Consider the following 14,250-nt stretch of genomic DNA (forward strand, 5'->3'; position numbering starts at 1 on the left):
TCGAGGACGTTCCGAAGAACCTGCGGAAGCTGAAGAAGTCCTATGACTTGGCCGGGGACGCTTTGGCGGCGTACTGGCCGGAGTTGGAGAAGGCGCAGGACGATTCGAAGCGGGCGCTGGAGAAGGGCCGGGAGGCCCGTCGGGATCTGTCGACGGCCAACACCCGGCTGGAGTCGGCGAACGACTGGGTGGACCGGGCGGGGAAGAAGGCCGAGGAGTACGAGGACTCGGGCAAGAAGAAGGATATCCCGCCGCCGGATGAGAAGGAGGTCCGGGCGGCCACCCGTAACCACACCCAGGCCCAGGAGTCCCAGCGCGACGCCCAGAGGGCGGTCGACGACGCTCAGTCGGCCCTGGACGCGGCGAAGAAGATGGCCGCGGATGCCAAGAAGTTGCGTGAGGACGCGGCGACGAAGGCGAAGAAGAAGCTGGAAGAGGCCTCCGACGCGGGGATCCAGAACCGCAGTTGGTGGGAAGAGGGCATCGACTGGGTCTCCGACAACTGGGACACCATTGTCGCGGTCTGCAAGGTCGTCGTCGCGATCGTCGGCATCATCGCCATGATCATCGGCGGCCCGATCCTGGCCGCCATTGTGGTCGTCGCTGCCCTGGTCGTTCTCGCCGATACGATCAACAAGTACCTCAAAGGCCAGGCCACGCTGCTGGATGTGGCTTTTGCCGCCTTGGACTGTATCCCCGGTATGAAGGGCCTCACCACCCTCGGTGGGCTGGCTCGAGGCCTGAAGGGTATGGCGAAAGGTCTCCGCAGCGGCGGTCTGAAGGCACTGCGGAAGGGCGCCGACGACGCGATCGGCAAGAGTAAGCCCACCAACGGCCGCTGCAAGGGTGGCGACCCGATCGACATGGTCTCCGGCGAAATGCTGATGGAGGAGACTGATGTCGAACTCCCGGGCCTGCTTCCGCTCGTATTGCGCCGTACGCACGTGTCGACCTATCGGTGGGGCCGCTGGTTCGGCGAATCGTGGGCCTCCACGATCGACGAACGCCTTGAACTCGACAATGACGGGGCGCTGTTCGCCACCGAGGACGGCATGATCCTCGTCTACCCCGTCCCCGCACCCGGTACGTCGGTCATGCCGCTTGAGGGGCCGCGCTGGCCGTTGGACTGGGACGGAGAACCTGGCGCCCCTATCCGCATCACCGACCCACGGACCGGCCATACCCGCCACTTCGCCCCGCTCGCGAAGCCCGCGCCTGCCGACAGTGCTTTCACGATGCCTCTCGCTGCGATATCGGACCGCAACGGCCACTGCATCGAATTCGATCGGGATGAATTCGGCGTCCCTACCGCCGTCCGCCACTCCGGCGGCTACCACGTCCATGTCGACACTGAAGACGACCGCATCACCCGCCTGCGCCTGGCCAACCCCGAGGACGGTCCCGACGGCACCACCCTCCTGCGCTACGGCTACAACGCCGAAGGCCACCTCACCGAGATCTACAACTCCTCCGGCCTTCCCTTCAAGCTCTCCTACGACGACCGGGCCCGCATCACTTCCTGGACCGACCGCAACAACTCCTGGTACCGCTTCACCTACGACGACCGAGATCGCTGCATCCGTGGCGAGGGCATCGACGGGATCTTGGATTGCACCATCAGCTACGACACCGATGGGCGCATCACCCGATACACCAATTCCCTCGGTCACACCACGACCTATCGCTACAACGAGCAGCTGCAGCTGGTCGCGTCCACCAATGCGCTCGACCAGTCGGTGACCAACGAATGGGACCGGTACAACCGCCTGCTCGCCCAGACCGATGCCCTGGGAAACACCACCCGTTACGCCTACGACCACTCCGGGAATCTCACGACGATCGCTCGCGCCGACGGCAGCTCGACTGAGGCCACATACAACGAACTACACCAGCTGGTGCGGGCAATCATGCCCAATGGCGCGGTATGGCAGCAGACGTACGACGAGCGCGGCAACCACACCTCCACGATCGACCCGTCGGGCTCGGAGATCAGCTACGCGTACGACGCGGCCGGGGGACTCGTGGCCGTCACAGATCCCACCGGACGGACGAGCCATGCCGTATGTGATGGTACCGGCTTGCCTGTGGAATTCACCGACGTGCAGGGAGCGGTCAGCAGCATTGAGCGGGATGCCTTCGGCCGGGTCAGCACTATCACCGACGCGGTCGGACGCACGACACGCTTCGGCCGGACTGTCGAAGGCAAGGTCCTCTGGCGCGAAACCCCCGATGGCTACCGGGAGTTCTGGGAATGGGATGCGGAGGGCAACCTCGTCTCCGAGACCGACCGGGCCGGGAATGTGAACAACTACTCCGTCGGCGCCTTCGGTCAAGTATCGGCACATACGCTCGGCGATGGAACCCAGTACTCCTTCAGCTACGACTCCGAGCTGAACCTCCTGCGCGTCGCGGACCCGCAGGAGCGCACCTGGCAGTACGCGTATGACGCGGCCAACCGCGTGATGTCGGAGACCGACTTCAGCGGCCGCACGCTCACTTACGAAGTAGACGCCATGGGCGAGCTGATATCCCGTACCAATGGCGCAGGCCAGACCATCAGATTCAATCGGGATGCGCTCGGCCGGACGGTCGAGATGATCTACGACGGTCACGCTGCCCACTACCTTTACGACGCGTCCGGGAATCTCGTACGGGAAGTCGGGCCGGATGTCACTGTCGAGCGCGAGTACAACGCGGTCGGCCTCCTGCTCTCCGAGAGCATCAACGGCAGGGCCACTGCCTACGACTACGACGCGCTCGGCAGGCGCATCAGACGTCGCACCCCTACAGGGATCGAATCAACCTGGACTTACGACGCCGCCGGCCATCCCATTGCCCTGGAGGCAGCCGGTCACCGTATCGCCTTCGAATTCGACGAGGCTCACCGGGAAACCGCCCGCCACCTGCCCGGAAGCGTCACGCTCACCCAATCATGGGACAGGGCGGGTCAGCTCACCACGCAGCGCCTGACCCACGTACCCGGCGAGGCCGAAACCCTCCTCCAGTACCGCACCTACGCCTACCGGCCGGACGGCGTCCCGATCGAGATCGAGGAACTCACCTCCGGCACTCGCCACTTCACCCTCGATCCGAGAGGTCGCGTCACGGTCGTCGACGCGCGGAGGTGGACCGAGAGGTACACGTACGACACGGTGGGCAACATCACCCGGGCCGTAACACCCGGCGCCGACGACGGCGAGGCGGACCGCACGTTCATCGGCACCCGGATCCAGCGCAGCGGACGCACCCACTACAAGCACGATGCCGAGGGGCGCATCGTGCGCACCGTCCTTCGGCTGCTCAACGGGCAGAAGCGTGTGCAGTCCTACACCTGGAACAGCCAGAGCCAGCTCGTCGCCACGACGACCCCCGATGGGACCACGTGGCGCTACACCTACGACCCTGCCGGCCGCCGGGTCGCAAAGCAGCGACTGGATGATGGCGGGAATGTCGCCGACGAGACCTTCTTCGTCTGGGACGGCGCCCGCCTCATCGAGCAGATCACGACAGACGGCCATGCCACGTCCTGGGACTATGCGCCAGGCAGCCACCTGCCGGTGGCACAGCTCGATCGTCCCGCACGGGCAGAGATCCCGTGCCCCCGCGAGTATCCGGACGACTTGGGCAAGTGGGCCCCTCAGGCTGAGATGGACGCTCGCTTCCACGCCATAGTCACCGATCTGTCCGGAGCGCCGTCTGAACTCATCTCGGCCGATGGCGAACTGGCCTGGCAGCAACGCACCACACTGTGGGGAACCTCGCTCCCCGCCCATCTCCAGGAAGGCGGAGCTGACGGCGTCGACTGTCCGCTGCGCTTTCCCGGGCAGTACAAGGATGCCGAGACCGGCTGGCATTACAACTACCAGCGCTATTACGACCCGCAGACCGGGCAGTACGCGACTCCCGACCCACTCGGCCTGGCCCCCAGTCCGCACGACACCGCCTACGTTCCCAACCCGTACACCTGGATCGACCCGCTCGGGTTGCACTGGCAGGACCCCAACAACGGCATGAGGTTCGGGCGTGACCCCAGCCTCCCGGAGGGTGAGCGTCAGTACACGCGAGACAACCAGTACCCTTCCGAATACCGTCAGTCCACTCACGACCACATGACCAGGCACTACACGGACGAGGGCCGGGCGCAGGGAAGAACCCCGGTCGACGCCAGCGGCAACAGGATCCCGCGGGATCAGCTGACCTGGCGCGACGGGCGCGACCGGGTCATCTGGAACCCTCAAGCGGACAACCCGAGGCCGTTCAACCGTACGGTGACCTATGAACACCGTGACCCGGTGGTCCAACACTGGAACCGAGAGGGACGATTCTCTGACCGGGCCACGAGAAACGACTTCTACAACGACACCCGGCACATGGAACCGATGCACTGGAGCCAGAACTCGCGCGAAGGCGGGCGTATGACGGCCACCTATAGCCAAGAAGTCGGGGAAGGATACTCATGCAGTTGACCAGGGAGGAATCATGGACATCCGGACAGTAGTCGCCAAATTTCGCGACGTGGCGCCGCTCGTCGGCCTGGACAACGCCTGGCACTGGTCTCCAGTGCCCGGCCTCGACTTCGCTGGGGCTCTTTCCGCCGACGGGAAGCGTCTGCTACAGCTGAGCGCCCGGGACTCCTACCGCGAGGGCCTTGCCGTCGCTGCTCTGGAATTCGCTCGTGAGCACGAGGAAGAGATCTTCGCCAAGAATTCCTTCCTTGGCGCCGCGGAGGGATTCAAGGCCCCTGGATACGGATTCGACACTGTTGCAGCCGCGGCGCCCGAGGTGCACGAATTCTACGAATTCGAGAATCCCGCCCTGAATCCCCTGGTCCGCGTGGTCTTCCCGGCCTACGCCTGCGAATTCTCCGGCAGGGAAGAGCTCAAGGAGGCGGTGACCCGATTCCAGATGCTGCAGCCCAACATCCTCGACCGGGAACCCGTCCCCTTCCTCAAGATGCGCTATGCCAACACCAAGACGGGCGGCCGGAGCACCAACCCCGGACGCGGATTCACCGAGCCGCGACGCCTCGTCGAGGAGTTGGGCTGGATGGACGGCGGTGCCGGCAGTTTCGTGGAGTTCGAGAACCGCCACGGCAACGTATGGCGCGTCGAGTGGCACGGCGCCTGGTACATCGCGGACTGGGATACGGAGTCCGGTACTCCGCGAGAGATTGGCCTCGATGAACTTCTCGCGTTCGCCGAGGCCAAACTCCGCGATTGACCTGGAAGCACGTACCGGTACGGTGCTGGATGTGACGAAGCCCAGGCTGCGCGCCAGAGAATGGTCCGGGGCCGTGTGGGACGACCCGTCCGAGGTTCAGCTGCACGATCTGCTCGCTGATATGAATCTGCTGCATCGGTTTGTGATCGTCGAGCGCCTCGACGTCCCCGACCCGAGTCAGCACTACATGCAGGTCTACCTCAACGACGACAAGACCAGCGTGATCGAGTACCGCGAGGGCAGTGCGGACTTGCACTACCGAGCGGTCGTATCCGAGCCGTTCGCCATGGGGGGCTGCGACATCGCGGCCTCGGTGCTTCAGGGCTGGGCCTTCGAGCGCGAAGGATGGCGCGGCGCGCTGGCGTGGGTTCCGTGGGACGTGGAAGAGGAGAGGCCCCGGGAGGGTCGGGGGTGAATCCCCGGCATTAGGCAGTCGAACTCACAACCGGCGCTTTCACTCCGAGCGCGTTGGGCGGCTCCATGATGTCTGATGCGACCTCAGTACGACTCGCCATATACCGGCTCCTGCCGAGCGTGCGGGAGTTCCAGACGCTTCACTTCCCCGGTCCGCTGTTCGGCCTCAACCACTGGCAGCTCTAGCATGAAGAAACTCCAGACGCTGCGCCTCGACGACTCGCTTACGACCTCAAGCGCTGGCAGTTCAGAGGCTCGCCTACGGAGCCCCCACCGCTTTCGGCGCCGAATGGACCGGCGACCCGATGGCGCGCATATCCGAGTTCGCTTCCGACTCCCCGGGTGCTCCTGTGCTCAGCCCCCCGCGCCGCCGACCTGTTGCGGGACCGCCTCGTGGAGGCGGGCAGCCTGGTGCCGGTCCGCATCGACGGCTCCCTCGTGGACCACTACCTCCTCCATCTCGTGGAGCAGGTCGTCGACTGCGTGGACACGCGAAGGTCGTCGCAGCCGAAGAGGGCAACCGGGGAGATGAAGAAGACGGTTCTCCGGCCGGAGGCTCTCCCCGTCTGTCTGCCTGCCTTCCGCGTGCCGCAGTTCCCCGTCGCCGTCTACTGGAACGGTTGGGCGGTGGAGCTGCTGACCGAGGTCCTAGGCGATGACATCGAGGCCCGGCCGGTCTGGTCGGACAACCCGACGCTCACCCCCCATCCCAACCCCTGGGGCCTGTGACATGCCGTTCCGGCAACCCACGCTGCGGTCCCGCGAGCGGATCGTGGTGGCGTCCCCGGGGGCGCTCAGGCCGCTGAGCGGATTCCGCGTCACTGGGTTCCGCTCATCCGAACGCATCGGTCACGGGCGCCCGGCAGTTAGAGGCCTCCCCTCACTGACATCCGCGAGGTAGTCCGCGACATCCGCAGCGCGGCCCGTCGCCAGGCCCACGTAGCCGTCCGGGCGGATCAGGAAGAGGGTGTCCGGGGCGTCCGGGGCGTAGGCCCGTGTCGCGATGTCTGCGCTGGGCGGGATGCGGTGGATGTGGGCCCACTCGGGCCCGCCGGAGGGGAGTTCGGCCTCTCCGAAGGCCAGCAGTGTGGCGTGCGGGCCCCGGAGGAGGTCGAAGAGGCGGGAGCCGTCCGGGAGAGGGGCGTCCGGTGCGCGGTCGCCCGCGCGGAGGGCGTCCTGCGGCAGGCCCGCCCGGCGGTCGACGGCGAGGCGGGAGCCGCGGTAGTTCAGGGACAACTGCCCCGTCTCCCGGCCGCGTCGTGCGGCAGCGCCGCCCAGGTTCGCGCTCGCCCTGTGCAGGCGGGTGCTCAGGCCCAGCACGTCCGCCGCGACCGGCATCCGCTCCTCCTCGTACGAGTCGAGGAGGCCGGGCGCCGCGACCCCGCTCAGCACCAGGCCGAGCTTCCAGCCCAGGTTGTACGCGTCCTGGATGCTGGTGTTGAGGCCCTGACCGCCCGCGGGGGAGTGGACGTGCGCCGCGTCGCCCGCCAGGAAGACCCGGCCTGCCCGGAAGCGGTCCGCCATCGCCGCCTGCGGGCGGAGGTACGACGCCCAGAGGACGTCCCGGACCTCGCCGGGGGACAGGTGTGTACGGTCCGCCACCAGGTGCCGGATCCCTTCCGGGGAGGTGTCGGGGCGGCCGGTGGCCTCGACGGCGGCCGCGGCCCCGCCCCCGCCCCCGTCCTCGTACTGCGCCACCACCTGGAAGAGATCCGTGCCCGCCAGCGGGCACAGCGCGAAGCCGCCGCCCTTGGCCTTCGGCCAGACGTGCCAGTGGGAGCGCGGCAGGCCGGAGGCCGGGTCGAGGCGGATGTCGGCGACCAGCATCGGGTTCGGGTCGACTGCGCTGCCGGTCATGGCGATGCCGAATCTCCTGCGGACCGTACTGCGGCCGCCGTCGGCCGCCACTAGGTACCGGGCGCGTACGGTCCCGTCCGCCCCGTCCGCCCCGTCCGTCCCCTGCGCCCCGTCCGCGTACGCCACTTCCGCCGAGACCCCGTCCGCTTCCTGCGTCAGCCCCGTTACGGTCACGCCGAAGTCCACGCCCCCGCCCAGCTCCCGCAGCCGCCCGTAAAGGATCTCCTGCGTCCGCCACTGCGGCAGCATCCAGACCTCGTGATACGGCGCCGTGGCCGACGGCTCGGCGCGCTCCATCACGTCCCACTCGGCGCCCGGCTCGCCGTCCTCCCACACGCGCATCAGCGGGTACGGGCCTCCGGCGTCCCGTACGGCGCCGATCACTCCGAGGTCGTCGAAGACCTCCTGCGTACGCGGCTGCAGACCCTTGCCGCGCGAGCCGGGGAAGAGCCGGTCCGAGCGCTCGACCACCCGCGCCTGTACGCCTCGACGGGCCAGGTCACAGGCCAGCATCAGCCCGGTGGGGCCTGCGCCCACGATGAGCACGTCCTCAACCTCGCCCTTAACGTTGTTAAGTTCCATGGCTCGAGAGTGACTTTAACGATGTTAAGTTGTCAAGCGGGGGCCGGCGCGGCTGGGAGAATGGCCCGATGGCGACGACGCGACTCGACCGCGCGCAGGTGGTGGACACCGCGCTGCGGCTGCTCAACGAGGTGGGCCTGGAGGGCCTGACCCTGCGCCGTATCGCCAAGGAGCTGGGCGTCCAGGCCCCGGCGCTCTACTGGCACTTCAGGAACAAGCAAGAGCTGCTCGACGAGATGGCCACCGACATGCTCCGCCGCATGACCGTGCCGCTGAGCGAGGCGGAAGGGGCTCCCGGCGGCGGCGTCTCCTGGCAGGACGCGATCACCTTCACCTGCCGTGAGCTCCGCAAGGCCCTGCTCGGCTACCGCGACGGAGCCAAGGTCTTCAGCGGCACGCGCCTTACGGACCTGAGCCACATCGGCGCCTTCGACAGCTATCTCGGCGCCCTCACCGGCGCCGGATTCGCCCTCCGTGACGCCGTGAACGCGTACTTCACCTCGTACGCCTTCACCATCGGCTTCGTCATCGAGGAGCAGTCCGTGTACCCCGTGCCGGGCGGCGAGCGCGATCCGCATTACGACGTAGCGGAGCGCGCCGACCGCATCGGTGAGGAGTTCCCGCTCGCCGCGGCCGCCGGGGCCGATCTGTTCTCCGACTACGACGCGCGCTTCGAGACCGGGCTCCGGATCGTAGTGGCGGGCATCGAGCAGACGCTCAGCCCAACTGCGCCCTGACGGGAGCATAAAGGTCACTACCCTGCACAGGTGCTGTCATACGACGAATTGAGCGACGCAGAGCGGGAGTTGTGGAACGCCTTTCCCGAAGGGCGCCGAGTGGATCTGCGTACGGGCGAGCCTGAAGGCGACGACCCGGCCGGGGGCGGGCAGTGGGGGCCCGAACGCACGGTCCGGGCCGAGGTGGTCGCGGCGCTCCTGTTGGGCGCGAACCCCGTGCAGTCCGGGGCCGTCGCCTCCCTGCGACTGGCCGGTGCACGCATCACCGGCCGCCTCGATCTGGCGAGTGCGGAGATCGGGCACACCCTCTGGCTCGAGCAGTGTCGGTTGGAGGAAAGGGTGAGTTTCTACGGCGCTACGACCCGTACGATCCGGATGGCAGGCAGCTGGGTCCCCGGAATCAAAGCCGGGCTCGCCCGGATCGACGGCGGCCTCGACCTGAGCCGGTCGATTATGGAAGGCGGCCGCCTTTCGCTCATCAACGCGCGCGTGACCGGGGAGTTGGACCTGAACGGGGCCAGGATTTCGGTCCCCGGGACGTGGGCACTGTTCGCAGGCGGCCTCGCCATGGAAAGCGCCGTCTTCTGTAAGGGCCTCACCACGCAGGGCGGGCTGCGGCTGATAGGAGCTCAGCTGCCCGGGGGGCTGTTCATGCAAGGGGCACGGCTGGAGAACCCCGGCGGTGTCGCCCTCAACGCGGACAATGTGACAGCGTCGACGCTGAACTGCACCGAAGGGTTCACCGCAAGGGGAACCGTGCGGCTGCGTGGCGCTCGGATAACGGACCTGCTGACCTTCGAGGCTGCCCACTTCGAGGCAGCCTCCCTCGACGGCGACGGCGACGGCGACGGCGACGCCAGCGGCAGCGTCGGCGGTGACAGCGGCGGCGATGACGGCAGGGCTCTGGTCTGCACACGGATGCAGGCGGAGGACTTCGACTTCACACCCGCCACGCCGCCCTCGGGAGCCGTGGACCTCCGGGGAGCCCAGGTCGCGTTCTTCCATGACAGCGAGCAAAGCTGGTCCGGCGAGGTGCTGCTGGAAGGCTTCGTCTACGGTTCCATCCGGTCCGAAGCGGTGTCCCGGCGGGATGATGTCGTCCGGCGCCTGGCATGGATCCGCCGGACCCCCGGCTATACCCCACAGCCGTACGAGCAGCTCGCGGGCTGGTACCGGAAGATCGGGCACGACGACGACGCCCGGCGCGTGCTCCTCGCCAAGCAGCGCCACCGCCGTCGCACCCTGCACCCGGCCGGACGCGCGTGGGGCCATCTCCTCGACGTCACCGTCGGCTACGGCTACCGCCCGTGGCTGGCCGGGTTGTGGCTCTCCGCGCTGACCCTGCTCGGCACCCTGACGTTCGGCGCCCACACACCGACCCCGACGAAGCCGGGAGAAGGCCCCCCGTTCCGTGCCTTCATCTACACCCTCGATCTGCTGATTCCCATCGGCGGCCTCGGCCAGCGCGGTGCGTACCACTGGACGGGCGGCACCGCACAATGGCTGGCATACGCGCTGATCGCCATCGGCTGGATGCTCACGACAGCCGTCGTCGCCGGTGTGACCCGGACGCTCAACAAGAGCTGACAGGGGTCTTCGGAGGGCGGCTCCGGCCCCGCGGGCCCGGCCTCCGGCGGGGACGCTGCGGGGCTGGCTGGCACCTCGCGCTGATACCTCGTGCTGATACCTCGTGCTGATACCTCGTGCTGGCACCTCGTGCGGACACTTCGCGCCCCCGTCAGCGTTCGGCTGCCTCGGCGAGGTCGAGGAAGCCTTCGAGGACCTGCCGGTAGAGCTCCGGCTCCTCCACCATCGCGAAGTGGGCGCTCTCCTCGAACACCACCCACTCCGCGCCCGGGATCCCGTCGACCATGGGCTGGACGAGCGCGGGCGTCATCTCGTCGTGGCGCCCCGAGGTGACCAGGACGGGAAGGTCGAGTTCCGCGAGCCGGGCGGTGGCGTCCCAGTCCTTGAGGTTGCCGGTCACGTTCCATTCCGGTCCCTGCATGGTCCCGTACAGCTCCTCGTTCACGGCGGTGAACGACCGCATGACATGGTCCGGGAAGGGGACCTTCCGGCAGATCCACCGCGTGTAGTACGCCATGGCCGCTTCGAGGTACGCGGGATCCTCCGTCGTGCCCGCCGCCTCATGCCGGTCGATGACGTCCTGGACGTCGGCGGGGAGGGAGTTCTTGAGCCGCCGGGTCTCGGCCGCGAAGGCGGGGAGACTGGCACAGGTACTGGCCAGCACGAGACCGATGACACCGGGCGCCCGCCCCAGGACGTACTCGAGCGCGAGCCAGCCACCCCAGGAGTGGCCGAGCAGATGGATCCGCTCGAGGCCGAGGGCGTCCCGTACGGTCGCGATCTCGTCGACGAAGGTGCTCATCCGCCAGAGCAGCCGGTCGTCCGGGCGGTCGGACCGGCCGCAGCCGAGCTGGTCGTAGAAGACGACGGTGCGGCTGCCGGATGCCGCCAGCGCGGCCAGATCCTCCAGGTAGTCGTGGGGCATGCCCGGGCCGCCGTGGAGGACGAGCAGCGGGGGTATTGCGCCGGGCGTGGGGAGGGGGCCGATGACGCGGTACCACGTGCGGTAGCCGCGGAACGGGACGGTTCCTTCGGTCGTGACGGGCATGGCGTAACCCTGCGTCCCTCACATCAGGAGTTTCTTCCTGCCACGAGGCACCGACCCGGATTTCCGGCCAGGCTCAGGGATCAAATCCAGAGCCTTGAGGAAGGCGTCTTCACCTTTTCCGTGCGGGGCTTGTCGAGCCAGCCAGTCGCAGAGCGTCTGCCATATCGCCGCGTAGCGGATCGACAGTTCGTGGACGTTCTTCGACTCCAGCGGACCCACGCCGTCCGCCGCGGCCTCCGTGAGCATGTCGATCCATTCCTCGTTCCGCGAGCACAGGTCGCCGGCCGTCCTCGTATGCTCCTCCAGCCTTGTGAGCACCTTGCTGTGGTCTTCGGAGGATTCCCGGCCGTCCCGGCCGGCCCCGTCCGGGAGCATCGGGGGCGGGAACCCCGAGGTGGCACACACGGCCGGATCGCTGATGACCTGCACGGAGCGTACGAGTTCGACGCGGTCCCGCCATTGGCGGATGCGGTCGGCGGCGGCGATCTTCTGTGTCCACTGCCAGAGTTCGCTCTCGGCCCGGAGCCAGGCGGCCGCGGAGCGAACGTCGATGTCGGCAGCGTTCGCGGCTCGCCGGAGCCAGACCTGCTCCATCACTTGTGCCGTCTTCTCGAGGAGCCGGGAGTCGTAGTCCCTCTTCTGTTCGGCGGTCCAGTCGATCGGCGGGGTCTGATCGGAGACGTGCGGGCGGGGGTACGCGGTCCGCGCAAAGCTCTTGAAGCGGTCCTCGCCCCGGAGTGGCGCCAAATCCGGATCTTCCTTGACCAACCACGTCCGCTCCACTGTTGTGAAGCCACCTCTCGGTACCAGAACCGCTTTCTCCAGCCTTCTGACAGCACGCTCGATGAGGCCGTTCTTGCTGTCCTCCTTGTTGTCCTCGGAGCCGTCGCAGAATGTGAATCCCGGGTCCATTGCCACGGCATAGACACAGGCGCTGTTGTAGTACGTCAACCAGTCACGACGCGGCCAGATGAACAGGCGTCTGCGGGCCCTGTCGATCCAGTGATCGAGGTTCGCGACCTTCATGTTCTTCTGTTTGATCGCGGGGCCGGTACGCCAGGCATAGGGTCGGCGCCAACCCTCCGGCGCAGCGGCCTCGTCATCAATGCTCGCCTTGGCCTTGGCCTTGGCCTTGGCCGTGGCCGTGGCCGTGGCCTTGGCCGTGGCCGTGGCCAACCGGAGTGGCCCCCATACCTTTTGATTGACCCGGAAGGCGCCCTGGGTCAGGGACTGCTGCGCGCCGCGGACGCTCTGAACGTAGGCGGACGGCCAGAGGAATCGTATCCGGCTCCACAGCGAGTCGATCCAGTAGAGTCCGAAGACGCGGGCCCGTCGGTCATCGGCGGCAAGCCGATGCGTCTCCTGTGCGCTGGCTCTCTGGAATATCAAACGGACCTCGGCTTGCGCCTGCTCCCTCAGTGCGGATCTGATACGTTCCCGAGCTCCGCGCTCGTCCTCCCCGGATATCCTGGCGAAATGTCCACGGTGTTCTATCTTCGGCAATCCGACGGCGGTCTGCCAGTAACGGTCCTCAAGGACGGGAATCAGGGCTTTTCGCGTCCTGCTGGAGGAACTGCTCTGGTTGCACCATTGTTCTGCCGTCACATCGGACGTACCGAGGATGATGGAATTCCTGTAGCGCAGGCCAAGGGTTTGACGGAATCGTCGCGGGTGAATGAGATAGCGGAGCCGACGCGGGCTCGGCTTCCAACAGCGCTCCCACAGGCGTTTGTTGTAGTGGTGGGCGGTCTGGCCGTCGAGTGACAGTGCCCTCTGGCAGGTGTCGAGCGCGTCGATGTGCAGCTGGAGCTTCTCCTGCACTTCCGCCAGTTCGGCCCGCAGATACGGGTTCACGGGATCGAGCCTGATGGCTTCGTAATACCGTGCCAAGGCCTCGTGATAGCGTCCCGCGCGGCCGTACCAGACCGCCTTCTGATAGGCCTCGTACAGCTCGGGCTTCAGCTCCCTGCCCCACCACGGGCGCCAGGGAGGCCGTCTCCCGGCACGGGTCACGGGGAGCAGCGTACTGACCACCCAGCATCCGGCCTTGTGGATGACCTCATCCCAGTCGCTCGCCCATACGGTCATCGCACGCGAGCCGCCGAACACATACGCCGTGACGGTCACCGTTACACCGAGCCTGTCCGGCTCCTCCTCCCGGACCCGGAGCACTCCGCCGACCCGATAAGCCAGCTTCGGCCTCAGTCTGCTGAGCAGTCGCGGCAGGAGCGTCCCCAGCTTGTTCGGCTCGATCTCGATGTCGCCCAGCAGTTCCAGAAAGCTCGTTTCAGGAGCCTGGGCGGGCAGTGTGGTCGGCGCGTACATGCTGCTCTCGGACAAGTGCCGGCGAAATTCGGCAGTCAAGTCGTCGATGGGCGGACTCACCAGGGCCGCGGGTGTTGCATCTTCGAGTTTCTGCACGTCGACCGGGCCCGGCTTGTACGCCACCCAGGCTCGTGTCGCTCTCCAGTACACGTAGAGGAGCAGCAGGATGTACGCGATGAATGCCATGCGCTGGCCTATGGGGAGGCCTTCGCTCTCCTTGAACACCCGGCCGAGACCGCCGCACACCTGCCCCAGCCACCCGATGAGATTCTGTACCGGCGGCCACATCCAGTCGTCCCACGAGGTGTCTCCCCAGGCTCGGTGATCTTCGCCTGCCCACGCAAGCAGGCCGAGCAGCCCGGCAGTCCCCACGCCGGTCCACGCCCACCAGGCGATGAAACGGGGAGCCGGCAGGGGAGCCGTCAGACTGAGTTCGTTTTCGCCTCGGCGGTTGAACATGGCCATCCACCCCGCGGTGGG

The 14,250-nt window shown here is 67.2% G+C and carries 10 protein-coding genes; 6 read left to right on the forward strand and 4 right to left on the reverse strand.

The window, feature by feature from the left end; all coding sequences use genetic code 11:
* Positions 1 to 40 precede the first annotated feature (40 nt).
* Entirely contained in the window at positions 41 to 235 is a 195-nt protein-coding gene (locus tag ACTWQC_RS30975) for a hypothetical protein (RefSeq protein ID WP_443319155.1), read from the reverse strand.
* A gap of 136 nt (positions 236 to 371) precedes the next feature.
* Between ACTWQC_RS30975 and ACTWQC_RS30980 the strand changes: the two genes are divergently transcribed.
* The 4 genes from ACTWQC_RS30980 to ACTWQC_RS30995 all read left to right on the forward strand — a co-directional run bounded on the left by ACTWQC_RS30980 (position 372) and on the right by ACTWQC_RS30995 (position 6,363).
* Complete coding sequence (locus tag ACTWQC_RS30980) at positions 372 to 4,466, forward strand: DUF6531 domain-containing protein (RefSeq protein ID WP_443319156.1); 4,095 nt, start codon at positions 372 to 374, stop codon at positions 4,464 to 4,466.
* Between the two features lie 13 nt (positions 4,467 to 4,479).
* Positions 4,480 to 5,220, forward strand: coding sequence for a hypothetical protein (locus ACTWQC_RS30985; protein ID WP_443319157.1), 741 nt, complete (start codon positions 4,480 to 4,482; stop codon positions 5,218 to 5,220).
* Between the two features lie 31 nt (positions 5,221 to 5,251).
* Complete coding sequence (locus ACTWQC_RS30990) at positions 5,252 to 5,635, forward strand: hypothetical protein (protein ID WP_443319158.1); 384 nt, start codon at positions 5,252 to 5,254, stop codon at positions 5,633 to 5,635.
* A gap of 341 nt (positions 5,636 to 5,976) precedes the next feature.
* The gene (locus ACTWQC_RS30995) at positions 5,977 to 6,363 is read left to right on the forward strand and encodes a hypothetical protein (protein WP_443319159.1); all 387 of its coding nucleotides are present in this window, start codon (positions 5,977 to 5,979) and stop codon (positions 6,361 to 6,363) included.
* A gap of 120 nt (positions 6,364 to 6,483) precedes the next feature.
* Here the strand turns inward: ACTWQC_RS30995 and ACTWQC_RS31000 are convergent, their stop codons facing one another.
* Positions 6,484 to 8,073, reverse strand: a complete 1,590-nt coding sequence (locus ACTWQC_RS31000) for an FAD-dependent monooxygenase (RefSeq protein WP_443319160.1) — start codon at positions 8,071 to 8,073, stop codon at positions 6,484 to 6,486.
* A gap of 68 nt (positions 8,074 to 8,141) precedes the next feature.
* On the opposite strand from ACTWQC_RS31000, the gene ACTWQC_RS31005 reads away from it, so the two are divergent.
* Together ACTWQC_RS31005 and ACTWQC_RS31010 are read left to right on the forward strand one after the other, a co-directional pair.
* Positions 8,142 to 8,810 (forward strand): TetR/AcrR family transcriptional regulator C-terminal domain-containing protein, encoded by a 669-nt coding sequence (locus ACTWQC_RS31005; protein WP_443319161.1) that lies wholly within the window; start codon positions 8,142 to 8,144, stop codon positions 8,808 to 8,810.
* A gap of 30 nt (positions 8,811 to 8,840) precedes the next feature.
* Entirely contained in the window at positions 8,841 to 10,397 is a 1,557-nt protein-coding gene (locus tag ACTWQC_RS31010; RefSeq protein ID WP_443319162.1) for an oxidoreductase, read from the forward strand.
* 151 nt (positions 10,398 to 10,548) lie between these two features.
* Here the strand turns inward: ACTWQC_RS31010 and ACTWQC_RS31015 are convergent, their stop codons facing one another.
* Positions 10,549 to 11,445 carry a proline iminopeptidase-family hydrolase gene (locus tag ACTWQC_RS31015; protein ID WP_443319163.1) on the reverse strand — a complete coding sequence of 299 codons (897 nt, stop codon included), beginning with the start codon at positions 11,443 to 11,445 and terminating at the stop codon, positions 10,549 to 10,551.
* Between the two features lie 18 nt (positions 11,446 to 11,463).
* Positions 11,464 to 14,235 (reverse strand): tetratricopeptide repeat protein, encoded by a 2,772-nt coding sequence (locus tag ACTWQC_RS31020; protein WP_443319164.1) that lies wholly within the window; start codon positions 14,233 to 14,235, stop codon positions 11,464 to 11,466.
* Positions 14,236 to 14,250: the final 15 nt, after the last annotated feature.

It is taken from the genome of Streptomyces sp. 8N616, from assembly GCF_052246385.1.
Classification (GTDB): domain Bacteria; phylum Actinomycetota; class Actinomycetes; order Streptomycetales; family Streptomycetaceae; genus Streptomyces.